Consider the following 22667-nt stretch of genomic DNA (forward strand, 5'->3'; position numbering starts at 1 on the left):
TTATAAGATTAGATTACTATAAATCGTTTAGTAATCCCATTCATTTCTGAATACTTTTGGAGTTTTCCCTTTTTTAAGATAATTAACCCATTTCCAAGCCTCATCTACTCTTAAAGGCTCAATAAAAAAAGAAGAAACGGTACGAATTGATGATAGATCTTTGGCTAACCTCTTCGTTATAGAGCCATCGCTTAAATTAAATATCTTGGGTACCAAGAAATTAGGTATCGGAACTATTCCGTGAATATGGTGGGGTGAATTTGATTGTGGAATCGGCTTAAAAAAACTACCAACATCATATTCGTACTCATATAAGCACTCGTATGGTATTAATTTGTCCCACTGATTTCGAGAGCTAGATAGATTTTTTTTGATTTTCCATAAAACTTTATGTAAATACTCGTCAATTGTGGCTCCTCTAATTCCATCGGTCACATTCACTACCTCTAGATTTGTAAATGTCGTAGTGATAGTAAATTTAGCCCATTCATTATTTGACACAATGAAATCAATGATTCTGTCATAGTGTTTTATCGGGGTGACACGAGCCTTACTCTCAATTTCAGACCCATATCTTCTTTGATATTCAGTTGATTCATTAATCATTAGTAGCTTTCCATTAGGTGTGTTGAGGGTAATGAACCTTAAGTAGAGATGTCAGACACAAAAAGCAATCAAGGCTAATTAGTTTTAATAAAGTAGAAATAAGGCTCGTTTTACATATTTATCTATTCTGTAAAACGAAAAACCCAGTCTAAGGACTGGGTTTGAATTAATGAAGGCTTGTGGCTTCATCTCTAAAGTATTTCAAATAGTTTTGTAAATCAGCGATTCGAAACGGATTTTTGGGTGATAGAGCTTTAATATAAAAACAGAGATGAATCCTAGAACACGCTTCACACTTATAACAAACTACATTGTTGATTAGAGATGTATAAGGAGTGTTAGCTAGAGATTTAATTTTAGATTCCAAATCAATTAAAAGATCTTCATCTGTTTCCTTTACTCCGAATTCAAAGTATTGGTATGTGTCATCACGACCTAAGTTAAAGCTTGTAGGAGTTAGACCAAATTCAATAAGGTTTGATTCAATGTACATTACTTGATTCTTGAAATCAGTAACCATTGGCTTGAGGTATGGGGAAGTGTGTGCTTTGAACACTGGATTTTGTTTACTAATCATTATTTGATCCTTTACTTTGTAGCTCGAATTGAAGTCTTTTGAGCATTTGTCTAATATCTGGAAAACAATCACCAACGATTGCTCGAAGCTGTGGCTCGGGAACGGCTGAATAACCCTCAAGGCTGGAAATATTTTTAAGCCTTTTCATAACTCGAGCTCTAGTCTGTTCAGAATTGATAAGGTCGAAGTTGACAGGTAAGAACCTTGACTTAATAGCGCCCATTAACCTGTCTGGGTAGTTAGCCGTCATAATGAAATCATTAGAAGCGTCAAACTGTTCAACGAATCCACGAAGCCCAGCTTGAGCGTCCTTTGACAAGAAGTCGGCTTCATCAAAAAGAATTAAGCGTCTTTCTCCGTACACATTGACTGTTGAACAAACTCGTTCGAGGTCTCTAATTAAATCTATGGATCGATTGAGGGTACAGTTAATGTAGTAAGTGTTATCAGGATTGATTAGCTTGGCTACCGTAGTTTTTCCACATCCAGGGCTTCCATAAAACAAGAGTGACATACCACCACCTTTACTTGAGACAGCTCTAAGGCTGTCTTCAAGGTGTTTAGGTAGTATGACTTCCTCGAACTTGAGTGGACGATATTTCGAAGCCCAATCAGGGCTTTTATTGGAAGTCATAAATTCTCCTTAAACTGTGGCTACGGTTGGTTTAAGAAATTCCTCAAGTGACGATCCAATTTGAACTTCAGCTGAATCAATATTTTCACATTCATTAAGAATTTTTTGAATTTTCTGAGTGATCTTGTCTGAAGGTTCCTTACTTAATACAACCTTGAATTCAAAACCACCTTTCTTTACTGTTCTATTCGGAACGGTTTTTGACTTGGTAGCTTGAGAGCTTGGATCAGTTATAGATTTAAGCTCTTTTGATTTCAAGTCTGGGTTGATCAATCCAACATCCACATACTTAACTATGTCATCGGGTGAGATTAATGAGATCTGATAAAGAGTGGTCCAGCTGGCTGGTAACGAGTTGATATTTTTCTTTAATAATTCATACTTTTCACCAATTTTGATGAGTTTTCTTAAAGTACTTGATTGAGTTTCAAAACCAATTAAGTGACAAAAGTTTTTATATCTTTGACCCTTCAATTCAAGGTTCGCTTTTGTTGTAATCCGAGCCATTTCAAGAATATTGTCGGCTGTTTTCACAAAGTAGCTCTTGAAGTCTTGAGCCAATTGGATTACATTTTTATCTGAAATTTCGTTATTTGTGTTGTTAATAGTAATTGTATTCATATTATACCTTTCAAATTAATAAAAAATGATTGAAACCATTGAATACAGTGTTTCAAAGGGGAACTGAATCAATACAATAACTTTACTTGAATACCGTGTTAACATCGATTGCCAAGATATTTGCTTATTTAAGTTGTTAACCATTTTCCATTTAGAACAATGAAAAATACGAGAAAAAAGCCTTTAAGACACTTTCCATATAAACATCCCACCTTTGGTACAGAAAAGAATCCAAAAAGTGAAAAACATTGGAAATCGAGTGTTTATTACTGGTGGTGGGCTTATCTAAAAAGAAATGAGGAATACCTTGAGTGTTGTAACCGAGGTGGTAAAGGAAAGCTTTCAAGCCTCTATAAAGATTTTGGAGATGTGAGGTGTGATAGTTTCAAAGCTTGGTGGAGTGAAGGGGATCGTGGGGCTGAGTTATTCGCTGACCCACCAGCTGAAGAATCTATAAGAATCCTCAAGAAGGATGATCAATATACTTTTAGTGAGGATGTTTTGAATATCTCCTTTCCAATGAACCTTCCAAAGAGATTTTTGGAGACAAGGTTTAAGGAAATCCTGTCAGAACATCACAAGGGGAAAAGGGGTCATCAGATAGCCAAGCGAAGTTCAGCCAAATATAAGGTTAGCGGTCAACCCAATGTTCCGTCCCTTGAAATATCTTTGAAGGTTTACGACGCCCATTTAGCTGAGCCTACTAAGCCATTATGGAAAATAGGTAACGACACTCCGAATGTAATCAGAACTCAGAAAATAAAAGCTAGCGATGATGTTCATACAGTAATAGGTAAAAAACGAGCTTTAGCTATTACTGTAAGTAGATATATCAAGCGAGTTAGGGAGAATATATCTAATACAAGTTTGGGTGCTTTTCCCTAAGTGTTAAAACTTTTTTTGAGTAATTTCACAGCTACCTGATGTGAAAGCTACTTCATATAACTTTTTCCCATCAATTTTTGTACTTATGTTTCGTGAAGTGATTTTCCAATCACCACTTAATCTATTAATAGTGGTTTCTGATTTATTTGACCATCCGTCATATTTTTTTGTTGGTAAGGATGTGTTTTCTTCGGTAATAGTAATTAATTGATCGGCTACTTGAATTAAGGTGTAGATGGTTGGCTTGCTCTCTTGACTTGAATAGGTTGTATTTTGTGGCTTTTTAACAGTCTTCCCATCTTCTATAACTGTCCACATATAAGCCTCTTCTCGTTTCTGATTTGAATCGCTATCACGAGGCTCTAAAAGAACCTTTTCAAAAATAAAACTATATGTAGTATTTTTGTCCCAAACTTTTGTGAAAGTTTGATGAGTGTCTCCGCTAAATTGAATGTTTGTCTTACCCGAGCACGAGAGTAGTATTGGTGGGTTACTCGGTGTTCCTTTACATCCAAAGATAGTTAATAAAGTTACTAAAAGAATTAATTTCAGTTTCATATCAACTTTTTAGTCTGATGGCTTCATCGTAAGCAGCGTTAATTTCCTTTGATTTTTTTTGAGCAATCTCATTAAATTCAGGTCCCATAGAACTTACTTTATCAGGGTGATACATAGAAATTTTCTTTTTGTAGGCTGTTTTAATATCTGCTAAAGAAGCAGATGGATGAACTTCTAGGATTTCAAACCAAGATTTATTTGTACTACTTTCTTGCTTTTGTTTTGGTTCATCTTGTTTTTGATATGAATTCTGCTTACTTTGCTGATTAGTTGTCCACTCAGATTCTTTTTTGAAGAATTTAATCAGAGCTGAAGTACCCCAATAACCTACTAATCCAAGAACAATTACTACCCATACTTCATTACTGGTCATTTTTAATTCCTAACAATTCTTTATAAGATAGGTATTTGAAAGCCTCGTTCTCATCTACTTGATCAATAGCTTGACTAAGTTTTCTTGAAATGTTGTATTCCAATTCTTCAAGATTCTTAGGTGAATTGACTTGTAATGAGAAATAATAGCCATCACAGGTGAACACCTGTTTGTTGTATATTTTTCGGACAATACTTGGAAGATATGCTGGAACAACTAAACAATCAAAAAATATAGAAATTAATGAGCCATAGGTAAGCCCTAAACCCTTACGACTAATTAGTAATAGGGTTAATGTCATTAACAAAGCCGTAAGGTGTAGCGGTAGTAAAAGTATTAAAGTGGCTCCAAGACCTTGATAAAAAGTCAAAACTGGTCCAAATAAAAGATATAAAAATGAAACTAAAGAAATCGCCTTAAATGGGAAAGCTACTTTTTGAAGAGTAATTAACTTTTCCTTTGTATTTTCAAAATTATTTGATGGCTTATCGTTGGGAGCGATGTTTAATTTCAGGAACCCCGTATATGGAATTAATAAGTTTAATAGCTGTACTTGTTTTCCTTTGATCTCAAATGTATTGAAACTAAAAGAAGGTTTGAACTTACCAGTAAAGGTTTCTGTAATTAGTATTTCTGACTTACCTACTAATTTAATACAGTCCAGCAAATAAAAAGCTAGAGCTACTAACCAGAAAAGATATTCGGTGGTTAGTAGCTGATGAATCATTATTTTTTTCTTCCAAAAATTTTCTTAAAGATTGCTCCAATACCAGCTAAAGCAGCTAGAGCTAGGGCTCCCAAGAATTTGAAGCCACCTTTAGAGGCTACAGCTGCTGCTGCGCCACCAACAACCAAAGCTCCTAAACCATAAGCAGCGATCTTATCTCCGTCTCTAAACTCAGCGTAACGCTCACCATTTACATAATCAAAATCTTGTAAAGCTACTTTGAATGATTTTATATCTCTGTCTAAGTTAACTGGATCGGAAACAAGCGTAGCACTCATATAACCAGATCTACCAAGAATACGAGTTGTAAAGTTAACAATAGGATTGTTTTCGTGGTCTCTCAATTTAGTAGCCCATTCCAATTGCTTAGTTTGTGAGTCGTAGCGAGGTGGGATATACCATCCATCTAGATAAATTGGTTGAAGCCCTTGTTTCTTTCTTTCAGCTAAGCCTGCTTCGTTTCCTTCTTTCAATGCTTTTAGTAAAGCATTAGCGTCAATTTTTTCATCGTCTTTTACATATCCCTCAGCCGTGAAGTGAAATATAGAAAACCAGTTATCTTTTCCATTTAGTAATGTGTAGCTACCATTTGATGGGAGGTTTCCTGTTAGCTTTAAGAATTTATTTGTCTCAATTTCATCTAGGTAAAGCAAGCTACCTGTTAATTTCATATTTGCTCGCTCTGTAATTTTTACAGTATTGGGAGCTTTAACCCAATTAAGAGAAGCCATTTCATTAACGGCTTGTGATTGAGCTTGAGATGAAATGGCTCCAAAAATTAACAAGCTTGATAAAAAGAAATGAATAATCGGTTTCATAATGAATCCTGTTTTTGGTTAGAAGGTTTATATTTTTTTAGTAAGAAGTATCCACAAGCAAAATCAATTGGAATCCAAATTAATTTACTAAGGAAAATTGCTGAAACTGGGTTAAATAGAACGGCTATCACTATCGAGATTGCTTTAGTGTTTTGATCAAGATATTTCCAGTCTCTGATCAGTAGGTAAATCATCCCAAGACAGATAAGTGGTCGGAGCAAAAGGTAATAGCCGTATGGTAACGGTAGGATGGCTATGAACATAGCCCAAGCAAGGACTTTAGTTACTGTCAAAATGGTTTTTAGAGTTAAATTAAATTATTATTTGTTCTTATAACTATAACTTATTAAATTAATAATGAATCAAGTCAATACTATAAAAAGTCTATTTTTTTTGATAACGACATTAATCACTGGACAAGCGCTTAGTCAGCGTGTTCCAGATATGGTTTGTCATCAATTAAAGATTGTTCACATTAATCCCCAAACTTTTAGCGTTAACAAAAGTGAAACGGATAACATCAAAGAGATGGATCTTTATAGGATATCAGGTGGAGAGCTATATGTTTCATCTCCAAGTAGAAAAGAATACAAGTACAACAAGTTGGTTGAAATTGAAAAGCTACGATATTACTCTGGACATAAAACACTTTTATTCAGTCAAGACTTTACTAGCCTGATCACAACCCACACATATGAAGATGAAATTAGAGTGGGTAAATTTAGATGCTTAACTATAAAAAAGTAATAGAAGGACTTGATGGAATTTATTGAAAAATTACCAAATTGGTTTAGATGGATTCTTGTCCCTATTTCTAGCCTATTAACTTTTGTTTTAGTTTCATTAATGGCTGTCTTGGCTATATGGATTGAAACTAAGCTCCTCGGAATTGGTGAAGGGGCTTGGCTTGATAAGATTTGGGTCAATGTAATAGCTGCTGTTCTGACTGGTTACTCGACTATTTTTGTAGGAGCATTGTTTGCTCCTTCATTTAAGAAGATTGTTGCTTTGGTATTAGGTGGTATTGTTGTCTTAGCTACAGGATTAATCCTTGGAAGCCTTATACAAAAGGGGGACTGGTGGGGGTTAATTAATGTTATATCTAACATCATTGGTGTCGGTGGAGCGATATATACAGTCTTTGAAGATAGTTCTACACAAAAAGGATTATGAGAATGAGTTTTGTTGATAAGTTAAAAACACCTGAATCAAAAAAATATCTTCGTAACTGGTTGATCTATGGTTTTTTTATGGGGCTTCTCGGAGTCACAACTCCATATACAGGTAAGCCTGACATTGATTGGTCTTATTTCCCTGTTTCTCTTCTTGAAGGTGTGATTTTTTCTTTGTTTTGTTTTCCTGTGTTCATATATCTTAATGAAAGGGAAAAGGAGAAGAATCAAGCAACAGTCGGAGTGAGGAGTGTTTGGGTGACTGGCTTGATAGCTATCTTTATCGTGAAAGTGGCTAGTGTGTTACTAGCTTTTTCAATGGGCTTTTTTAACTAACCACTAATTGATTTGTAGATTAGATCGTTCGGAACGCTTTGAGACGCTTCGAACGATCGTTCTGAATACCGTAGAATTCTTTACGAATAACCACTTAAGTGATTGATTTTTATGACAAAAATAGGTATAATTGTTATAAGAATTGAGAAAAGAGGTGACGACAATGGCTGTATACGGATATGTTCGTGTTTCGACCCTTCAACAGGCTAATGAGGGTGAAAGTCTAGAAACCCAGCTCAAGCAAATTCAATCCTACGGTGTTCTTAAGGGATACAAAATTCCAGATGAAAACTATGTAACCGAGCGTGGGGTTAGTGGAAGTATTGAATTTGAGAAGCGTCCATATGGTGGAGCTTTGTTTAGCCGACTCCAGTCTGGAGATGTATTAATCTTTTCTAAACTTGATAGAGCCTTTAGAAATACACGAAATGCTTTGAATACTCTTCACGAATTGAAGCTAAGGGGGGTCTCTGTTCACTTCATTGACTTAGGTGGAGACGTTACGAATGATGGTATCGGATCAGTAATCTTTACCATTCTCTCCGCTTTTGCTACTTTTGAAAGAGAACGAATAGCCACTAGGATTCGTGAGGTGAAGCAACTTCAAAAATCAGAAGGTAAGTTCTTGGGGGGACCTACACGCTTCGGTTATCAGGTTGTAGGTGAAAAGCTAGAAAAAAATATTAATGAACAAAAAATAATTCGTGAGATGAAAGATATGAAGAGAAGAGGAATGAGTCTTAGAAGAATTTCTTATTGGTTAGACAAGGTTCACGGAATTCAAATGGCTCATTCAACGGTTTCAACTCTTGTTTAAGATTTCTTTGGAGCTACTTTTTCGATCAGTGAGGAGAAGACGGTTAGAGCTTCACCGTATGTGTTGAATTCTTCACCACCATCAATTAATCCAAGATCATCTTCTTCCGTAATTGGAATTAATTGATCAAGATCTTTGTAATTGGAGAGATAAGACTTTGGAGCTAAAACGATATATTTCATTTCACTCACGGGCTTTTGATGTTCTAAAACAACACAAAGAGCAAATATGTTTTCTTTGAGCCTATAAGAAACAAAATTATTAATGGCTACACGACCCTTCATCTTCGCTCCACCTACTTTTGCTTTTCCTTCGGCTGATAAAAGATTGTGGGCTCTAAAATTTGATACTCCCTCAGAAAGTTTCTTAGCCGTTTCTTTAGATAGATCGTATGTACGACTTAAGGCTTGGATTGACTCGACTAAAAGAGCCGATGTTTGCTTATCTGCTTCGACAACAGAGGGAGTTCTTCCTGTCCTAGATTTATATGACATAGATACAGTATCAAAATTCCCTGGAGCTGGTGGTCTCTTGGCTATTTCGAAATCACACATAGCTACTAAATCAGGAGAGCCATTCTTTAGAGCCCTACCCTTCATATCCAATAGAGCTGAAAATGTGAATTCAGCAAGCTTTTCGGGGGTGTAGTTGTGAGTAAACTTTTTTTCTGGTGTGCTCATAGAAAGCCTTTTCTTATAGTAAATGTAACAATAAACTAATTAAAAAATTCAATCTAGTCTTAATGGTAACTAAAAAACTCCTTTCAAAAGACCCTAATAAGGTATTACATATCTACACAAGGGTATCTTCAATGGCTCAAGCTAATGATGGGACATCACTAACTACACAGTTACAGTTAGGACAGAAAAAAGCAAAGCAACTTAAATTTGAAGCTAGACATTGGGACGAAGGTGGGAAAAGCTCTCATCACGAGGAAATAACAGGTCGACCAGTGTTATTAAAACTTTATGAAGCCATTAAGCGTGGTGAAGTGAAGCATTTATGGGTTTATGACCAGTCACGACTTTCTAGAAATGATCAGGTCGCTTCCATCTTTCGTTATGAGTGTAATAAACAGGGGGTAACTCTTTACACAAAAGATGGTCAGTTTGATCTGTCCAGCCCTTCTGATAAATTGTTGAAACAGATGTTAGACGCTGTCGCTGAGTTTGAAAATTCAGTTAGAGCCGAGAGAACACGATTGGGAAAACTATCAAAAGCCACTTCAGGATTTTGGCACGGTGGACCACCACCATTTGGCTATAAGTTAGAAGATAAAAAGTTGGTAATAGACAAAGATGAATCAAAGTGGATCAAAAGGATTTATGAAGAAAGCCTAAAAGGGTCTACAACTCTTGATGTAAAGAAACTTCTTGATTCGAAAGGTGTCTCTCCACGAAGAAGGAATGGGTTGTGGTCACTTGGGTCTATTCAATCCTTAATAAAAAACACTCATTACATTGGGTATTACAGCTATCACGATAAAAAAGTAAACACAAAAATAAAGATTAGTTGTCCAGCAATTATTGAAGAAAATGTTTGGAAAGCGGTTAATTACTCCAAGACAAGAGTAATTAATAGAACACAACAAAAGAATCCAACTAAGAATTTTTATTTGCTTAGAGATCTTATGTTCTGTGGACACTGTGGGCGTCCAATTTCCGCTCGTTCTAAACCATCTAAAAAGGAAAACCTTTATTACTGTCCAAATAAAGAAAGAGATTGGGTGGTAAATGGTGGAAGTAAAGAGCCTTGGAAAAGAGGTGTGGGTTGTGGAATGGCTAGGTCTATGAATATTCCTGAAACAGATCTAGTCGTAATGGACTTAGTTACAAGCATTCATAAGAATTCAAGTACCTTGAAGGAAGAGGTAAAGAAGAGAATTCTTAAAGAGCAAGGCGTAACTCATATTAAGTCTGAGTCAGAAATTAAGTCCTTACAAAGCAAAATTAAAAGATTAGAAAGTCAGCTAAATCAAGCCAAAGAGGCTCAAGGGGCTTTGGAGTTTAATTTTTTATCTGGTGAGCTTGATAAGAAAGTTTATGAATTTGGAATAAAACAAGCTAAATCTAGAATTATTGAAATCGACACAATACTTACTAATCTTAAGTTAGAACAACAAAGTAATACTGAGTCCAAAAAGTGGGTTGATTGGGTTAAAGCTTTTGGTGAAGAAGTCGATCAAAAAACCAAGTTAACTGACGAAGACAAAAAAGCCTACTTATCTGGACTTGTTGAAAAAATTGAGGCTCGATACATAAAAGATACAAATGAACACGAATTAACAATTATCTTTAACCTACCAATCGTTAAAGATTCAATTAAATGGAAAGATGAAAAGAAGAAGTCAAAGGGTTACACTGTTGTAAAAGGAAAAACGGAGGCTCGGGTGATGGTCAAAAAAAAAGATCCACGGTGGAAAAAGATGCCCCCCCAGCACAGCCATTCCGTTACGGTGGAGTAATAAGTTTTATTCGGGTATTGAAAAGTTCGGGAGTTTTATTTGATCTTTCTGAGATTCAAAATACATCTCCCATGGAGAGTTTGGTGGTTTGTTAACAACCAGATTTAAGCCTTGTTGAATAAAGTCTGAAACGTCAGTACTTAATTCATAGCGATCTGTAAATTCAGATATGTTAATTAATAAATTATTTAAGCTCTCATTGGCAATTAAACTTTCTTCACTCTCTGTATTTTCTAGTCTAGGTTTTAGCTTTTCGTAAACAGCCAAACCAAACCAATAATGAAGTGTAATTAGCCAAGCGTAAATGTTATAAAAATCGGCAGTTGTAGCTGTAATTTCTTTTTGTTTGAAATAAAAACCAAGGAAAGAGTCATTAAAAGTTCTTAAGCATGCCAAATGTTGCATCCATTCTGATTCAACTTGATCCCATTCTTTGTCATCAAGCAACTCAACAATGTGACCAACTGCATATAAGATAAATTTAAATTGCTCCTTATGAACAGCGAGCTTGTCGCGATCGAGCCTTTGGGCTGCGTTCATCCATAAAGCTGTCATGTGCCAAATGATGGTCTCATGAGGCGTAAGGTTGGGGATCTTATTTGCAATTGCCAGGTATTCAGGCTGAAGAATCGCTAGTATCTCCTGAACCATTTCTTCATGTTCTGCTGACCCATACGCTGACATTGGACTCTTTCATTGATTATGTTTGGTGGTTTATGATAACAACACTAAAGCTTATCAAGATAAAAATAATAAAACTCCATGCGCCCAGTCGTTATATTAGATACAAACATTTTATTAGACATACTGGTATTTGATGATCAGAGGGCGCATCCTTTAAGAGCTGCACTCGCCAATCAAGAGCTTGATGCACTTGCAACTCAGCATACTTTAGAAGAGTTAGCGGATGTCATTAGTCGACCTCAGTTTAGTTTGGATGCTAAGAAACAAGCTGAAGTAAATTTGCAATGGCAGGCTTGGTCACGTTTGGTTCAAGAATCAGATCTTCAAACTGCTCCGTGGAAATGCAAAGATCGTGATGATCAAGTTTTCATTAATTTGGCGTTTAGTTTCAGACCATCAACTCTGATTAGCAAAGATAAGATGGTGCTCAAGATTGCTAAACGTGCTATTAAAGAAAAAGTTAGCATTACTGCTGACCATAACCAATTTCTAATGCACCAACTTCCGATTGTTGAGCAATAATTTTTGCGGCGCAGCAATTTGTGCTTGATTAGTCGCTAAACATAAAGCTTAGGGTTAATTCTAGTCAAAACAAGGGCGTTCTTTACGACATTTCCTTCGTTTTTCCTTACAATGGAAATTGTTGATTTGCTCATTTTTCATGGCAACAACTGATAAGGAGATAACAATGAATAAGAATTTTCGTAAGGCAATGATTGCAGTTGGCGTTTTAGCCGCTGTTGTATCAGGTACTTCACATGCCGCATTCCCAGATGATAAGCCGGTAACTCTAGTGGTGCCGTTTGCTGCTGGTGGCCCTACAGATAAAGTAGCTCGTGAATTAGCGCTTTCAATGGGCAAAGCATTAAAACAACAGGTAATTGTGGATAACACTCCTGGTGCTGGCGGCACAATTGCTGCTAAAAAAGTAATGAATGCTAAAAATGACGGTTATACGTTATTGATTCATCATATTGGTATGTCAACAGCTCCAGGTTTGTATCGTAACTTGGGCTACGATCCATTGACAGACTTTGAGCACTTAGGCCAAGTGGCTGATGTGCCAATGGTTATGGTTGGTAACAAAGATTTGAAAGCTAAAAACATGAAAGAGTTGTTGGCTTACATCAAATCAAAAGGTAAAGATGTCGCTTATGCCAATGCTGGTATTGGTTCAGCTAGCCACCTTTGCGGTCTTCTATTCATGAGCACCATCCAACAAGAGATGACAACAGTTCCTTACAAGGGTACAGCACCTGCGTTAACTGATTTGATGGGCGGTCAAGTGCAATTAATGTGTGACCAAACAACTAACTTAGCTGGTCAATTGAAAGCTGGTTCAGTGAAAGCTTACGGCGCTACAACAATGCAGCGTATTGCAGCTTTCAAAGATATTCCAACATTGCATGAGCAAGGTTTGAAAGACTTCCAAGTTAACGTATGGCACGGTGTTTATGCACCTAAAGGTACGGCTAAGGATGCAACTGATAAATTATCAGCAGCTATCAAAGCAGGTATTGCAGATGCTGGTTATAAAGCCAAGATGGCTGATTTAGGTGCCAACGTACCTAATGAGAAAAATGCTAGCCCAGCGGGTCATAAAGCTCACTTGAAGGCTCAAATCGAGTTGTGGACACCAATCATTAAGAAGGCTGGTATCTACGCAGATTAATATGAGTTAATCTCATAGCGTTACAAAAGAGGTCACTATGGTGACCTCTTTTTTTATGTCTATTTTTTAGCTCAATTTATCTTTGCGGCGTTCTTGGATTTCTAATAACACTATTTGCTTATCCAAGTTGCTTAAGTTGCCCCAGGCAGCAATTTCATCTAACGTTCTATAGCAACCTAAGCAGTAGAGATCGTTGTCGTCCATACGGCACAATTTAATGCATGGGGAGCCAAGTTCAGACGAAGAGCGTTCTTGGGAGTTATTCACTTTAAGAATAATTTTTTGACACGATAGTTTGATATCTTGACTCTAACTCGGCTGCATTTTTAATGCTGACCCCAAGATCTCTAACACCACCATCTTTGAGATCATAAATCCAGGCGTGGACTGTTAGATCTTGATTATTAAGCCAAGCATCTTGAACGCTTGAGGTTTGGCAGACATTCATCACCTGCTCAATTACGTTTAACTCACATAGGTGATCAAAGCGTTCAGAGTCTTGAATGATTGAACCTAAATATTTGCCATGTTTATCCTGTACATCTTGTACGTGACGAATCCAGTTATCAGCAAGTCCGATGCGAGCTTTCTTTTGAGCAGCGCGAACACCAGAACAACCATAATGTCCCACAACGATGATGTGTTTAACTTTAATGAGGTCAACGGCAAACTGAATCACAGACAAAGCGTTTAAATCTGTATGCACTACAACGTTTGCAATGTTTCTATGAACAAAAACCTCGCCGGGAGCTAGGCCAGTAATTTGGTTGGCGGGAACTCTTGAGTCGGAGCATCCAATCCATAAGTACTCGGGAGCTTGTTGGTCAACAAGTCGGCTAAAGTAATCTGGATCTAGTTTGGTAACTGCTGCAACCCAGTCTTTATTATTTGCAAGTAATTTAGATAAGATATAGGGGTTATTGGATGTCGACATATTTTGCTTTACGTAGTGTGTTGAACAAAAAATTCTTATTTGATCATTATAGTTATTAAAAGACCCTGCAAATTTCGGTTTAAAAAATAAGGTTATTCATAATGAATTCGGCTTTTGACACTTTAATCTTCTATCCTCTGGGCGAGGATCTCCCCTTGGTTGGGGAGGCGAAATCATTAAATCCATTTGTAAAGTGGGTTCGTATGCCGCTCCCTTTTGCTTTAAATCACATTAACTTATGGTTAATTAGAGATCGTTTTAATGGCATCGATGGTTGGACTTTGGTTGATTGTGGAATTGCTAATGAGGCAACAAAAGAAGCTTGGGAGCTTATTTTTAAAGACCAGCTTGAAGGCATGCCAGTTGTTCGCGTCATCGTTACACATATGCATCCCGATCATATTGGATTGTCATCATGGCTATGCAAGAGGTGGAATGCTCCACTATGGATGACCATGACGGATTTCATTTTTGCTAAATGGTTAATTAGTTCGGATGGAAAAAATGTAGGATCGTTGGTTGGGGGTGGTGGTGCAGCCGAACTTTTTTCAAGACATGGGCTTACTCAACAAGATGACTTAGAGAAAATTCGAGCAAGGTCTGACTACTTTAGTCAGATGGTCCCAGAGTTACCAACCAGATTTCGCAGAATTATTGATCACGAGGCTATCTTAATTGGTAATCATGAGTGGCAAGTGGTTGTTGGTTATGGGCATGCCCCTGAGCATGCGTCTCTATGGTGCAAGGAGTTGAACTTGCTGATATCAGGAGATATGGTCCTGCCAAAAATATCGACCAATGTCAGTGTGTTTGATAGTGAGCCGGATGCAGACCCACTGGGGCTGTATTTAAGTTCTTTGGAGCGTTATCTAGAGCTACCTAAAGCGCTGATGGTGTTGCCTTCACATGGGAAACCATTTCAGGGACTTCACCATCGAATTGGTGAGTTAAAGCAACATCACGATGACAGACTTTCTGAGACGATGCAGTTTTGCGCTAACGCCCCGGCCCACGCTAGAGATTTGGTGCCAATCCTATTTAAGAGGGAGCTGGATTTACACCAGCTCACCTTTGCTATGGGGGAGGCGATTGCTCATCTTAACTACCTTTGGCGCGCCGGGCACTTGTTGCGCGAGGTTTGCTCTGACGGGGTTTTGCGGTTTTCTTGCTTGAAAAGCTACCCGTAGACATCCCTGCGGCCATATCTGTTGCCGCTTTAGTTGCCTGGCTAGCTGCCCTTTGAGCGGCTTTACCGGCTTCAGCCATGGCTTCTGGGGTCATCGCAGCACTAAAGCTTTGAAGCGCAGCCAGGGTGGCCCGTTGAACTTCAAGTCCTTGAATGGTGCTTCTTAAAACGCTCATATTCAGTTGTAACCAGTTTTCAACACTTTTTAGGTCCTGAATACGCTTATCCAATTCCTCAATATCTAAGGTTGGCATACCGGCGCCTCCGCCAATACCCGCTCCAAAGCCACTTAAATCACCAGGAGTTGGGGAATTACCCCACATTGTTTTGAACATTTCAAGACTTTGATTGAAATCAGGCATGGCACCAAACATAACAGCCCCCAGAAAGAAAAGTTAATAGAATCAGATAAATATGTCTAATACCGATAAAATATAGCTTTAATTCATTTGCCGCAATCCATTTGCGGTTAAACCAAGAGTTTTTACCTATGCTTTATACCCGTGGCGCAAATTTGCCAGAGTTACTCAAAAATCGAATACTGGTCTTGGATGGTGCAATGGGCACCATGATTCAGCAACGCAAGTTGTCTGAGGCTGACTATCGAGGTTTGCCACAAGTGAAGCGTTTTGAGGCCCACCCTAGCGATCTCAAAGGTAACAATGAGTTACTTAATATCACTCACCCTGAAATTATTTTAGATATACATCGACAGTATTTGGCAGCAGGAGCAGATTTAATTGAGACAAATACGTTTGGCGCTACAACGGTTGCTCAAGATGATTACAAAATGCCTGAGCTCGCTAGAGAAATGAATCTTGCCGCTGCAAAACTTGCAAAGCAAGCATGCGACGAATTCTCAACACCAGAAAAGCCGCGATTTGTTGCTGGTGCTGTTGGTCCAACTCCAAAGACTGCTAGCATTTCTCCTGATGTAAATGACCCTGGCGCAAGAAATGTGACATTTGAACAATTAAGGGCTGCTTATAGGGAGCAAGTTGAGGCTCTTTATGAAGGTGGCTCAGATGTGTTTCTTGTTGAGACAATTTTTGACACCTTAAATGCAAAGGCTGCTTTATTTGCCATTGATGAATTTTTTGAGGAAAAAGGTGTGCGTATTCCAGTCATGATTTCTGGAACGGTGACCGATGCGTCTGGACGAATTTTATCTGGTCAAACTGTTGAAGCATTTTGGAATAGTTTGCGCCATGCGAAGCCCTTAACATTTGGATTGAATTGCGCGCTAGGGGCAACCTTAATGCGTCCCTATATTGCTGAACTTGCTAAGGTCTGTGACGTGGCTGTTTCATGCTACCCCAATGCTGGTCTACCGAATCCAATGAGTGACACAGGATTTGATGAAACGCCAGAAATGACGTCCAAGTTATTGGATGAGTTTTCTCGTGATGGTTTGGTTAATTTGGTGGGTGGCTGTTGCGGTACAACGCCGGCCCATATCAAAGCGATTGCCGATGCTGTTGCAAAGCGACCATCACGTCGCTGGAATGCTTACAAGGAGTCTGTGTGATGGCTGAGTCAAAGATGCCTCCAATGCGCTTGGCTGGTTTAGAGCCGTGCAATATTAGTCCGCATGTGGGTTTTATTAACGTTGGTGAGCGAACAAACGTTACTGGCTCAAAGGCCTTTGCTCGCATGATTCTGAATGGTCAATACGATGAAGCTCTTTCTGTAGCGCGTCAGCAAGTTGAGAATGGCGCACAAGTTATTGATATCAACATGGATGAAGCCATGTTGGATTCAAAAGCTGCCATGGTTCGCTTCTTGAATTTAATTGCATCAGAGCCAGATATTTCAAGAGTTCCTTTGATGATTGACTCATCGAAGTGGAGTGTTATTGAGGCCGGTCTTCAGTGCGTTCAAGGTAAGGCTATTGTTAACTCTATTTCGATGAAAGAAGGTGAGGATGCATTTAGACAGCAAGCCAAGTTAATTCGTCGTTATGGCGCTGCTGCTGTTGTGATGGCCTTTGATGAAAAAGGACAAGCAGACACCTATCAAAGAAAAGTTGAGATTTGCGAGCGCAGTTATCAGATACTGGTTGATGAGTTAGGTTTTCCTGCAGAAGATATTATTTTCGATCCTAATATTTTTGCTATTGCGACCGGCATTGAAGAGCATGACAACTATGCTAATGATTTCATCAATGCAACGGCATGGATAAAGAAAAACTTGCCAGGTGCCAAGGTGAGTGGCGGCGTATCCAACGTAAGCTTCTCTTTCCGCGGCAACGATGTGGTTCGTGAAGCAATTCACACAGTATTTTTGTACCATGCTATTCGTGCTGGTTTGGATATGGGCATTGTGAATGCCGGTCAGCTAGGTGTTTATGCCGATTTGGATGAAAAATTAAAAGAGCGTGTTGAAGATGTTGTGTTGAACCGCTTTTCAGAAAAAGAAGGAAAAACGCCAACAGAGCGATTATTAGAAATTGCTGATGAATACAAAGGTGGTGGCGCTAAGGCTGAAGAGACTCTAGCTTGGCGAGATAATCCTGTGCGCGATCGATTAACCCATGCTTTAGTTCACGGCATCACGTCCCATATCGTTGAAGACACTGAAGAGATGCGTCTTGAGATTGCCGGAGCCAAGGGTCGACCCATTGAGGTGATTGAGGGTCCGCTAATGGATGGCATGAACGTGGTTGGGGATTTGTTTGGTGCTGGAAAAATGTTTTTACCTCAAGTTGTTAAAAGTGCGCGAGTGATGAAGCAAGCAGTCGCACATTTAATCCCATTTATTGAGGAAGAAAAGAGACAGATCTTGGAGCGTGGCGGTGATGTCAAGTCTCGAGGAAAAATTATCATGGCTACCGTCAAAGGCGATGTCCATGATATTGGTAAGAATATTGTGACTGTGGTTTTGCAATGTAATAACTTTGATGTGGTCAATATGGGCGTTATGGTTCCTTGCAATCAGATTTTGAGCAAGGCCAAAGAAGAAAAAGCAGACATTATTGGCTTATCCGGTTTAATCACTCCTTCGTTAGAAGAAATGGCTTATGTGGCTGAAGAAATGCAGCGTGATGACTATTTCCGCGATAAGAAAATGCCACTTATGATTGGTGGCGCTACAACGTCACGAGTTCATACTGCAGTAAAAATTTCGCCGCACTACGACGGACCTGTTGTTTATGTTCCAGATGCATCAAGGGCGGTGTCTGTTGCTTCAAGCTTGCTTTCAGATGACAACGCTAAAAAGTTCATTGATGATTTGGAAGTTGATTACGAAAGAATTCGTCAGCAACACGCCAATAAAAAACAAACGCCATTAATTACTCTTGAGCAAGCAAGAGCTAATAAGCAGTTAATAGATTGGGGAAAAGAGTCCATAACCAAACCTATGTTCATTGGCCGTAGGGTTTTTAAAAATTATGATCTTGCAGAAATTGCAAGCTGCATTGACTGGACGCCATTTTTCCAGACATGGGATCTTGCTGGTAAGTTTCCTCAAATCTTGGACGATGAGATTGTTGGAGATTCTGCCAAAAAAGTCTATCAAGACGCTCAAGACATGTTGTTGAAAGTTATTCAAGGGCGATGGATTCAAGCCGATGCTGTAGTTGCTTTTTATCCTGCTAATAGCATTGAAGACGACATTCTGCTTTACCGTGATGAGTCTCGCCAGGACGTTATTCTGACTTGGAAGAACTACAGGCAGCAATCCGAACGACCAGTAGTGGATGGTATTAAAAAGCCAAATCGTTGCTTATCCGATTTTGTAGCCTCAAAAGATTCTGGAGTGGCTGACTATGTCGGTATGTTTGCAGTTACCGCTGGGCATTCGATTGAGAAGAAGTTAAAAGAATTTGAGTCCAAGCACGACGACTATAGTGCGATCATGCTCAAGGCTTTGGCAGATAGATTGGCTGAAGCTTTTGCAGAAAAAATGCATGAAAGAGTTAGAAAAGAATTTTGGGGTTATGCGTCTGATGAGCACCTAACAAACTCTGAAATGATTGACGAGGCTTATGTGGGTATTCGCCCAGCCCCTGGTTACCCTGCTTGCCCGGATCATTTGGTTAAAGAGAATATGTTTGAGGTCCTGAAGGCGGATGAGATCAACATGTCTCTGACTGAATCAATGGCCATGTTGCCAGCTTCAAGTGTGAGCGGCTTTTATATCGCAAATAGAAATGCCCAATACTTTGATGTTGGTCGCATTGGCGATGATCAAAAGGAAGATTTTGCTAAACGCCCCAAGTAATCATTTCTTCGTTTGTGAGAGCTGCTTTGAGTAATTGGATAAAAGGAAACACTCTTTGTCCAAAGCGATCTGCTTTGGGGGTTTTGTCTTCTAAGTCATCGCTGAGCTTGTCAGATTTAACTGCTTGTCTTAGTTCATTATCTCTGGCAATAGCTGCCTCAAGCTTTTCAATGGCAGGTTGCAGTTGCTCCACAAGGAAAATGCCTTTACTCTCAAGCGGCTTATCAATCGTATTGAATATCAATTGGGTTAGATCGCTCAACATGAAAACGTCGGCAGAGTTTTTGCATTGAAATTTGTATAGCATGCTTCTAGATTAACATTAAAACAATAACGAAATAGATATTATTTATGCTTCCTTTGATCAAAAAACAAATTATTAACTTGATGCAAGCAGCCCTAAGTGAGCTTGCAAAAGAGCGCGGCATTTCAGACGCGTTGCCTGTGCCACACCTTGAGCGACCCAAAGTGGCTGAGCATGGTGATATCGCAACTAATATTGCTATGCAACTAGCAAAAGCTTGGAAGCTTAATCCTCGAGAGCTTGCTCAAGCATTTGTAGCTAAGTTAGCTACCCAACAGAACTATTCTGATTTGTTAGCCACTTCTGAAGTTGCTGGTCCGGGATTTATCAATCTTCGCTTAACTCAAAGTGCCAAAACAAAAGTTATTGGCTCTATCTTTTCAGAGATGGATGGCTTTGGAAAGCAGTCGGCTAATGATAAAAAAGTATTGGTAGAGTTTGTATCAGCTAACCCAACAGGACCGCTTCATGTTGGGCATGGAAGACAGGCTGCACTGGGTGATGTTTTATCAAGCTTATTGCAAACCCAGGGATTGCAGGTTCATCGTGAGTTTTATTACAACGATGCGGGCGTACAAATCCAGAATTTAGCTATTTCAGTTCAAGCCAGAGCTAAAGGTTTTAAGCCGGGTGATGCAGAATGGCCAGAGCTTGCATATAACGGCGAATACATTGCAGAAATTGCCAGAGATTACAAAGCTAAAGCAACTGTGAGTGCGGCTGATGGCGGACCGGTTGTGGCTGATGGCGATATTGAGAATGTCGAAGCAATTCGACGCTTTGCTGTGGCGTATTTAAGGCGTGAGCAAGATATTGATTTGCAGTCCTTCGGTATCAAGTTTGATTGTTACTACTTAGAGTCATCGCTATATAGTGATGGAAGTGTCGAATCAGTGGTTTCAGACCTTAAGGAAATTGGTAAGAGTTATGACTCTGAAGGCGCTCTTTGGTTAAGAACGACAGATGACGGTGATGACAAAGATCGAGTCATGCGCAAATCAGATGGCAGCTACACCTATTTTGTCCCTGATGTGGCGTATCACGCAAGCAAGTGGTCACGTGGCTTTACGCATGTTATCAATATCCAGGGTAGCGACCATCATGGCACTATTGCCCGTGTCAGATCAGGCATTCAAGGTGTCGCTCAAAAAAGAAGATGGGATATTCCTAAAGATTACCCACAGTATGTGTTGCACAAAATGGTCACTGTGATGAAGGGTGGCGAAGAGGTAAAAATCTCAAAGCGCGCAGGATCATATGTGACCGTTAGAGACTTAATTGAGTGGTCAGGTGGTGTCTCAGAATCCACTCCAGAAAATGAATTACCTGATGCTATTCGTCGAGGTCGTGATGCGGTGAGATTTTTCTTGATTTCACGAAAGGCCGACACGGAGTTTGTATTTGATGTAGATTTAGCCTTAAAGCAAAATGATGAAAATCCTGTTTTTTATGTCCAATATGCGCATGCCAGAATTTGCTCCATATTGCGACAGTGGGCGGGCGATGAAAGTCTACTAGCTAATGCGTCATTAACTTGTTTGACCAGTGCAGCTTCGGACTCATTATTGCGTCGTTTAGCTGAGTATCCGGACTTATTAACCGATGCCGCTAGAGATATGGCGCCACATGCTGTAGCCTTCTATTTGCGTGATTTGGCAAGCGAGTTTCATAGTTTTTATAACGCAGACCGTGTGTTGGTTGATGATGAAGAGATACGTTTAGCTAGACTTGCCTTATTGTCAGCCACAAAACAAGTCATTGCTAATGGCTTGGGTATTTTAGGTGTTTCAGCACCCAACAAAATGTAAGAGGTAAGATCAGTCTTATGGAAAAAAACAAACAAAATATGCAACTTCAGAATAAGAGCTCAGGCGGGACGCTCATGGGTTTTGTCCTAGGACTTTTATTGGGTTTGGCTATTGCAGTTGGTGTTGCTGTAGTTCTGAAAAAAGGAGCCCCTGAACCAAAGCTCAGCTTGAGGGCCCCTGAAGCGGTCAGCAGCAAAACAGTTGCGGCCGAAGCTGTTGAAGAAGGGGAGGTTCAAGTTGAAGACCAACCTAATCTTAACAAGTCATTGCAAAGTAAAGTGCCTCTACCAAGTGAATCAGCTAGGAGAGATCCCATTGCTAATATAGCTGCGGCTACTCAAGGACCAGAGTACTGGTTGCAAACGGGCGCGTATAGAAGTCAAGATGATGCGCAGCGACAAAAAGCTAATTTGGCCATGCAAGGTCTTGAGGCGTTGATTTCTGAACGTGAGGTTGATGGCTCAACTCTCTGGCGAGTTCGAGTAGGGCCATATATTGGACAGACAGAAGTGACAGAAATTAGATCAAGATTACAGGGCGCTGGAATTACATCAACTGTTATTCGTATTAATAAGGCTAACTAAAATGAAACTTAATTTTTACAAAATAATTAAAAAAATTAGTTTGGGTTTGATTTGCTTAAGTTTAATCAACGCAGTTTCTGCGCAAACAAGACCGATTGAAGAGGGTTTTGACTATCGTGTGATGCCAGCTCCGCAGGCCATCGAAGCAAAAGGAAAAATCGAGGTCCTTGAGTTTTTTTGGTACGGATGCCCTCATTGTCATGACTTTGAGCCTCAGTTGGATGCATGGGTGAAGCGTCAAGGAAAAGATGTTGTCGTCAAAAAGGTACCGGTTGCTTTTAGAGATGATTTATTGCCACATAGTCAGTTGTTTTATGCACTAGAGACTTTAGGAAAATCCAATCTGCATGCTAAGGTGATGGAGACTATGCATGTAGGCAAGAAAAAACTGCTTACTGAGTCTGAAATTACGGAATGGGCAGTGTCTCAGGGGATTGAAAGAGAAGCATTCTTAAAAGCATTTAAATCATTTACCGTGACATCTAAAGCAAGATCTGCCAATCAAATTGCACAGGCATATAGGATTGATGGCGTGCCAACCGTAGCCATTCAGGGTAAATATATAACTTCACCATCCATCACGTCAGGATCAAAAGCAAGAGCTATCGAGGTGATGGATCATTTAGTGACTAAGGTTCGCAAAGAAAAACGTTAAATACTTGTTTCTATATTCAACTAATTAA

29 protein-coding genes are annotated in these 22667 nt (G+C 39.2%); 14 read left to right on the top strand and 15 right to left on the bottom strand.

What is annotated here, in order from left to right; genetic code table 11:
* Nucleotides 1-27 precede the first annotated feature (27 nt).
* From ICN28_RS06155 to ICN28_RS06170, 4 genes are all read right to left on the bottom strand, one after another.
* Nucleotides 28-606 carry a hypothetical protein gene (locus tag ICN28_RS06155; RefSeq protein WP_216287110.1) on the bottom strand — a complete coding sequence of 193 codons (579 nt, stop codon included), beginning with the start codon at nucleotides 604-606 and terminating at the stop codon, nucleotides 28-30.
* Between the two features lie 166 nt (nucleotides 607-772).
* Complete coding sequence (locus ICN28_RS06160) at nucleotides 773-1183, bottom strand: hypothetical protein (RefSeq protein WP_216287111.1); 411 nt, start codon at nucleotides 1181-1183, stop codon at nucleotides 773-775.
* Nucleotides 1176-1817 carry an AAA family ATPase gene (locus ICN28_RS06165; protein WP_216287112.1) on the bottom strand — a complete coding sequence of 214 codons (642 nt, stop codon included), beginning with the start codon at nucleotides 1815-1817 and terminating at the stop codon, nucleotides 1176-1178. Before ICN28_RS06165 ends, ICN28_RS06160 begins: the two co-directional genes overlap by 8 nt.
* A 9-nt stretch (nucleotides 1818-1826) precedes the next feature.
* The gene (locus ICN28_RS06170; RefSeq protein ID WP_216287113.1) at nucleotides 1827-2438 is read right to left on the bottom strand and encodes a hypothetical protein; all 612 of its coding nucleotides are present in this window, start codon (nucleotides 2436-2438) and stop codon (nucleotides 1827-1829) included.
* Nucleotides 2439-2597: 159 nt separating this feature from the next.
* On the opposite strand from ICN28_RS06170, the gene ICN28_RS06175 reads away from it, so the two are divergent.
* The gene (locus tag ICN28_RS06175; protein ID WP_216287114.1) at nucleotides 2598-3323 is read left to right on the top strand and encodes a hypothetical protein; all 726 of its coding nucleotides are present in this window, start codon (nucleotides 2598-2600) and stop codon (nucleotides 3321-3323) included.
* 3 nt (nucleotides 3324-3326) lie between these two features.
* Here ICN28_RS06175 and ICN28_RS06180 read toward each other — a convergent pair whose 3' ends face one another.
* Genes ICN28_RS06180 through ICN28_RS09675 form a run of 5 tightly spaced genes read right to left on the bottom strand, consistent with a single transcriptional unit; the run spans nucleotide 3327 to nucleotide 6092 of the window.
* Nucleotides 3327-3881 carry a hypothetical protein gene (locus ICN28_RS06180; protein ID WP_216287116.1) on the bottom strand — a complete coding sequence of 185 codons (555 nt, stop codon included), beginning with the start codon at nucleotides 3879-3881 and terminating at the stop codon, nucleotides 3327-3329.
* A gap of 1 nt (nucleotide 3882) precedes the next feature.
* Complete coding sequence (locus ICN28_RS06185) at nucleotides 3883-4254, bottom strand: DnaJ domain-containing protein (RefSeq protein WP_216287118.1); 372 nt, start codon at nucleotides 4252-4254, stop codon at nucleotides 3883-3885.
* Nucleotides 4244-4981, bottom strand: a complete 738-nt coding sequence (locus ICN28_RS06190; protein ID WP_216287120.1) for a hypothetical protein — start codon at nucleotides 4979-4981, stop codon at nucleotides 4244-4246. Before ICN28_RS06190 ends, ICN28_RS06185 begins: the two co-directional genes overlap by 11 nt.
* Complete coding sequence (locus tag ICN28_RS06195) at nucleotides 4981-5799, bottom strand: DUF2167 domain-containing protein (RefSeq protein ID WP_216287121.1); 819 nt, start codon at nucleotides 5797-5799, stop codon at nucleotides 4981-4983. Before ICN28_RS06195 ends, ICN28_RS06190 begins: the two co-directional genes overlap by 1 nt.
* Nucleotides 5796-6092, bottom strand: a complete 297-nt coding sequence (locus ICN28_RS09675; RefSeq protein ID WP_370626464.1) for a DUF6804 family protein — start codon at nucleotides 6090-6092, stop codon at nucleotides 5796-5798. The genes ICN28_RS06195 and ICN28_RS09675 overlap by 4 nt, the downstream gene beginning before the upstream one ends.
* A gap of 64 nt (nucleotides 6093-6156) precedes the next feature.
* On the opposite strand from ICN28_RS09675, the gene ICN28_RS06200 reads away from it, so the two are divergent.
* From ICN28_RS06200 to ICN28_RS06215, 4 genes are all read left to right on the top strand, one after another.
* Nucleotides 6157-6546, top strand: coding sequence for a hypothetical protein (locus ICN28_RS06200; protein ID WP_216287122.1), 390 nt, complete (start codon nucleotides 6157-6159; stop codon nucleotides 6544-6546).
* Between the two features lie 12 nt (nucleotides 6547-6558).
* Nucleotides 6559-6972 (top strand): hypothetical protein, encoded by a 414-nt coding sequence (locus tag ICN28_RS06205; protein WP_216287123.1) that lies wholly within the window; start codon nucleotides 6559-6561, stop codon nucleotides 6970-6972.
* A 2-nt stretch (nucleotides 6973-6974) separates the two neighbouring features.
* Nucleotides 6975-7307: a hypothetical protein gene (locus ICN28_RS06210; protein WP_216287124.1), complete on the top strand. Its 333-nt coding sequence runs from the start codon at nucleotides 6975-6977 to the stop codon at nucleotides 7305-7307.
* A 163-nt stretch (nucleotides 7308-7470) separates the two neighbouring features.
* Complete coding sequence (locus ICN28_RS06215; RefSeq protein WP_216287125.1) at nucleotides 7471-8124, top strand: recombinase family protein; 654 nt, start codon at nucleotides 7471-7473, stop codon at nucleotides 8122-8124.
* On the opposite strand, the gene ICN28_RS06220 is transcribed toward ICN28_RS06215, so the two are convergent.
* Nucleotides 8121-8804: a hypothetical protein gene (locus ICN28_RS06220; RefSeq protein ID WP_216287126.1), complete on the bottom strand. Its 684-nt coding sequence runs from the start codon at nucleotides 8802-8804 to the stop codon at nucleotides 8121-8123. The genes ICN28_RS06215 and ICN28_RS06220 overlap by 4 nt on opposite strands.
* Before the next feature lie 62 nt (nucleotides 8805-8866).
* On the opposite strand from ICN28_RS06220, the gene ICN28_RS06225 reads away from it, so the two are divergent.
* Nucleotides 8867-10588, top strand: a complete 1722-nt coding sequence (locus ICN28_RS06225) for a recombinase family protein (protein ID WP_255536169.1) — start codon at nucleotides 8867-8869, stop codon at nucleotides 10586-10588.
* A gap of 6 nt (nucleotides 10589-10594) precedes the next feature.
* On the opposite strand, the gene ICN28_RS06230 is transcribed toward ICN28_RS06225, so the two are convergent.
* Entirely contained in the window at nucleotides 10595-11143 is a 549-nt protein-coding gene (locus ICN28_RS06230; RefSeq protein WP_216287129.1) for a hypothetical protein, read from the bottom strand.
* A 207-nt stretch (nucleotides 11144-11350) separates the two neighbouring features.
* Here ICN28_RS06230 and ICN28_RS06235 point away from each other — a divergent pair, with 207 nt between their 5' ends.
* Nucleotides 11351-11794 carry a putative toxin-antitoxin system toxin component, PIN family gene (locus ICN28_RS06235; RefSeq protein WP_216287131.1) on the top strand — a complete coding sequence of 148 codons (444 nt, stop codon included), beginning with the start codon at nucleotides 11351-11353 and terminating at the stop codon, nucleotides 11792-11794.
* Nucleotides 11795-11960: 166 nt separating this feature from the next.
* Nucleotides 11961-12944: a tripartite tricarboxylate transporter substrate-binding protein gene (locus ICN28_RS06240; RefSeq protein ID WP_216287133.1), complete on the top strand. Its 984-nt coding sequence runs from the start codon at nucleotides 11961-11963 to the stop codon at nucleotides 12942-12944.
* A 66-nt stretch (nucleotides 12945-13010) separates the two neighbouring features.
* On the opposite strand, the gene ICN28_RS06245 is transcribed toward ICN28_RS06240, so the two are convergent.
* Entirely contained in the window at nucleotides 13011-13211 is a 201-nt protein-coding gene (locus tag ICN28_RS06245; protein ID WP_370626465.1) for a DUF1289 domain-containing protein, read from the bottom strand.
* Nucleotide 13212: 1 nt separating this feature from the next.
* On the bottom strand, nucleotides 13213-13878 hold the full coding sequence (gene can / locus ICN28_RS06250; protein WP_216287137.1) for a carbonate dehydratase: 666 nt from the start codon (nucleotides 13876-13878) through the stop codon (nucleotides 13213-13215).
* Between the two features lie 101 nt (nucleotides 13879-13979).
* Between can and ICN28_RS06255 the strand changes: the two genes are divergently transcribed.
* Complete coding sequence (locus ICN28_RS06255) at nucleotides 13980-15065, top strand: MBL fold metallo-hydrolase (RefSeq protein WP_216287139.1); 1086 nt, start codon at nucleotides 13980-13982, stop codon at nucleotides 15063-15065.
* Here the strand turns inward: ICN28_RS06255 and ICN28_RS06260 are convergent.
* Nucleotides 14977-15438, bottom strand: coding sequence for a PhaM family polyhydroxyalkanoate granule multifunctional regulatory protein (locus tag ICN28_RS06260; protein WP_216288239.1), 462 nt, complete (start codon nucleotides 15436-15438; stop codon nucleotides 14977-14979). The two genes, ICN28_RS06255 and ICN28_RS06260, sit on opposite strands and share 89 nt — an antisense overlap.
* Nucleotides 15439-15554: 116 nt before the next feature.
* Here ICN28_RS06260 and ICN28_RS06265 point away from each other — a divergent pair, with 116 nt between their 5' ends.
* Both ICN28_RS06265 and metH read left to right on the top strand, forming a co-directional pair.
* A complete protein-coding gene (locus ICN28_RS06265; RefSeq protein WP_216287141.1) occupies nucleotides 15555-16592 on the top strand; it encodes a homocysteine S-methyltransferase family protein in 1038 nt (345 codons plus the stop codon).
* Nucleotides 16592-19288, top strand: coding sequence for a methionine synthase (metH, locus tag ICN28_RS06270; protein ID WP_216287142.1), 2697 nt, complete (start codon nucleotides 16592-16594; stop codon nucleotides 19286-19288). The genes ICN28_RS06265 and metH overlap by 1 nt, the downstream gene beginning before the upstream one ends.
* Here metH and ICN28_RS06275 read toward each other — a convergent pair.
* The gene (locus tag ICN28_RS06275; protein ID WP_255536170.1) at nucleotides 19272-19553 is read right to left on the bottom strand and encodes a DUF1840 family protein; all 282 of its coding nucleotides are present in this window, start codon (nucleotides 19551-19553) and stop codon (nucleotides 19272-19274) included. The two genes, metH and ICN28_RS06275, sit on opposite strands and share 17 nt — an antisense overlap.
* Nucleotides 19554-19639: 86 nt before the next feature.
* Between ICN28_RS06275 and argS the strand changes: the two genes are divergently transcribed.
* From argS to ICN28_RS06290, 3 genes are read left to right on the top strand one after another with little or no spacing between them, the layout of a single operon-like run.
* Nucleotides 19640-21400 carry an arginine--tRNA ligase gene (gene argS, locus ICN28_RS06280; RefSeq protein WP_216287144.1) on the top strand — a complete coding sequence of 587 codons (1761 nt, stop codon included), beginning with the start codon at nucleotides 19640-19642 and terminating at the stop codon, nucleotides 21398-21400.
* Nucleotides 21401-21417: 17 nt separating this feature from the next.
* Nucleotides 21418-21984 (top strand): SPOR domain-containing protein, encoded by a 567-nt coding sequence (locus ICN28_RS06285; protein ID WP_255536171.1) that lies wholly within the window; start codon nucleotides 21418-21420, stop codon nucleotides 21982-21984.
* Between the two features lies 1 nt (nucleotide 21985).
* On the top strand, nucleotides 21986-22639 hold the full coding sequence (locus ICN28_RS06290) for a thiol:disulfide interchange protein DsbA/DsbL (RefSeq protein ID WP_216287145.1): 654 nt from the start codon (nucleotides 21986-21988) through the stop codon (nucleotides 22637-22639).
* The last annotated feature ends 28 nt before the right edge of the window (nucleotides 22640-22667 follow it).

It is taken from the genome of Polynucleobacter sp. 30F-ANTBAC (genome assembly GCF_018882385.1).
GTDB lineage: Bacteria > Pseudomonadota > Gammaproteobacteria > Burkholderiales > Burkholderiaceae > Polynucleobacter.

Excerpts from the sequence above, each read along its gene's own strand:
- ICN28_RS06155 (WP_216287110.1), bottom strand. The coding sequence starts at position 606 with ATGATTAATGAATCAACTGAATATCAAAGAAGATATGGGTCTGAAATT.
- ICN28_RS06160 (WP_216287111.1), bottom strand. The coding sequence starts at position 1,183 with ATGATTAGTAAACAAAATCCAGTGTTCAAAGCACACACTTCCCCATAC.
- ICN28_RS06165 (WP_216287112.1), bottom strand. The coding sequence starts at position 1,817 with ATGACTTCCAATAAAAGCCCTGATTGGGCTTCGAAATATCGTCCACTC.
- ICN28_RS06170 (WP_216287113.1), bottom strand. The coding sequence starts at position 2,438 with ATGAATACAATTACTATTAACAACACAAATAACGAAATTTCAGATAAA.
- ICN28_RS06175 (WP_216287114.1), top strand. The coding sequence starts at position 2,598 with ATGAAAAATACGAGAAAAAAGCCTTTAAGACACTTTCCATATAAACAT.
- ICN28_RS06180 (WP_216287116.1), bottom strand. The coding sequence starts at position 3,881 with ATGAAACTGAAATTAATTCTTTTAGTAACTTTATTAACTATCTTTGGA.
- ICN28_RS06185 (WP_216287118.1), bottom strand. The coding sequence starts at position 4,254 with ATGACCAGTAATGAAGTATGGGTAGTAATTGTTCTTGGATTAGTAGGT.
- ICN28_RS06190 (WP_216287120.1), bottom strand. The coding sequence starts at position 4,981 with ATGATTCATCAGCTACTAACCACCGAATATCTTTTCTGGTTAGTAGCT.
- ICN28_RS06195 (WP_216287121.1), bottom strand. The coding sequence starts at position 5,799 with ATGAAACCGATTATTCATTTCTTTTTATCAAGCTTGTTAATTTTTGGA.
- ICN28_RS06200 (WP_216287122.1), top strand. The coding sequence starts at position 6,157 with ATGAATCAAGTCAATACTATAAAAAGTCTATTTTTTTTGATAACGACA.
- ICN28_RS06205 (WP_216287123.1), top strand. The coding sequence starts at position 6,559 with ATGGAATTTATTGAAAAATTACCAAATTGGTTTAGATGGATTCTTGTC.
- ICN28_RS06210 (WP_216287124.1), top strand. The coding sequence starts at position 6,975 with ATGAGTTTTGTTGATAAGTTAAAAACACCTGAATCAAAAAAATATCTT.
- ICN28_RS06215 (WP_216287125.1), top strand. The coding sequence starts at position 7,471 with ATGGCTGTATACGGATATGTTCGTGTTTCGACCCTTCAACAGGCTAAT.
- ICN28_RS06220 (WP_216287126.1), bottom strand. The coding sequence starts at position 8,804 with ATGAGCACACCAGAAAAAAAGTTTACTCACAACTACACCCCCGAAAAG.
- ICN28_RS06225 (WP_255536169.1), top strand. The coding sequence starts at position 8,867 with ATGGTAACTAAAAAACTCCTTTCAAAAGACCCTAATAAGGTATTACAT.
- ICN28_RS06230 (WP_216287129.1), bottom strand. The coding sequence starts at position 11,143 with ATGACAGCTTTATGGATGAACGCAGCCCAAAGGCTCGATCGCGACAAG.
- ICN28_RS06235 (WP_216287131.1), top strand. The coding sequence starts at position 11,351 with ATGCGCCCAGTCGTTATATTAGATACAAACATTTTATTAGACATACTG.
- ICN28_RS06240 (WP_216287133.1), top strand. The coding sequence starts at position 11,961 with ATGAATAAGAATTTTCGTAAGGCAATGATTGCAGTTGGCGTTTTAGCC.
- can (WP_216287137.1), bottom strand. The coding sequence starts at position 13,878 with ATGTCGACATCCAATAACCCCTATATCTTATCTAAATTACTTGCAAAT.
- ICN28_RS06255 (WP_216287139.1), top strand. The coding sequence starts at position 13,980 with ATGAATTCGGCTTTTGACACTTTAATCTTCTATCCTCTGGGCGAGGAT.
- ICN28_RS06260 (WP_216288239.1), bottom strand. The coding sequence starts at position 15,438 with ATGTTTGGTGCCATGCCTGATTTCAATCAAAGTCTTGAAATGTTCAAA.
- ICN28_RS06265 (WP_216287141.1), top strand. The coding sequence starts at position 15,555 with ATGCTTTATACCCGTGGCGCAAATTTGCCAGAGTTACTCAAAAATCGA.
- metH (WP_216287142.1), top strand. The coding sequence starts at position 16,592 with ATGGCTGAGTCAAAGATGCCTCCAATGCGCTTGGCTGGTTTAGAGCCG.
- ICN28_RS06275 (WP_255536170.1), bottom strand. The coding sequence starts at position 19,553 with ATGTTGAGCGATCTAACCCAATTGATATTCAATACGATTGATAAGCCG.
- argS (WP_216287144.1), top strand. The coding sequence starts at position 19,640 with ATGCTTCCTTTGATCAAAAAACAAATTATTAACTTGATGCAAGCAGCC.
- ICN28_RS06285 (WP_255536171.1), top strand. The coding sequence starts at position 21,418 with ATGGAAAAAAACAAACAAAATATGCAACTTCAGAATAAGAGCTCAGGC.
- ICN28_RS06290 (WP_216287145.1), top strand. The coding sequence starts at position 21,986 with ATGAAACTTAATTTTTACAAAATAATTAAAAAAATTAGTTTGGGTTTG.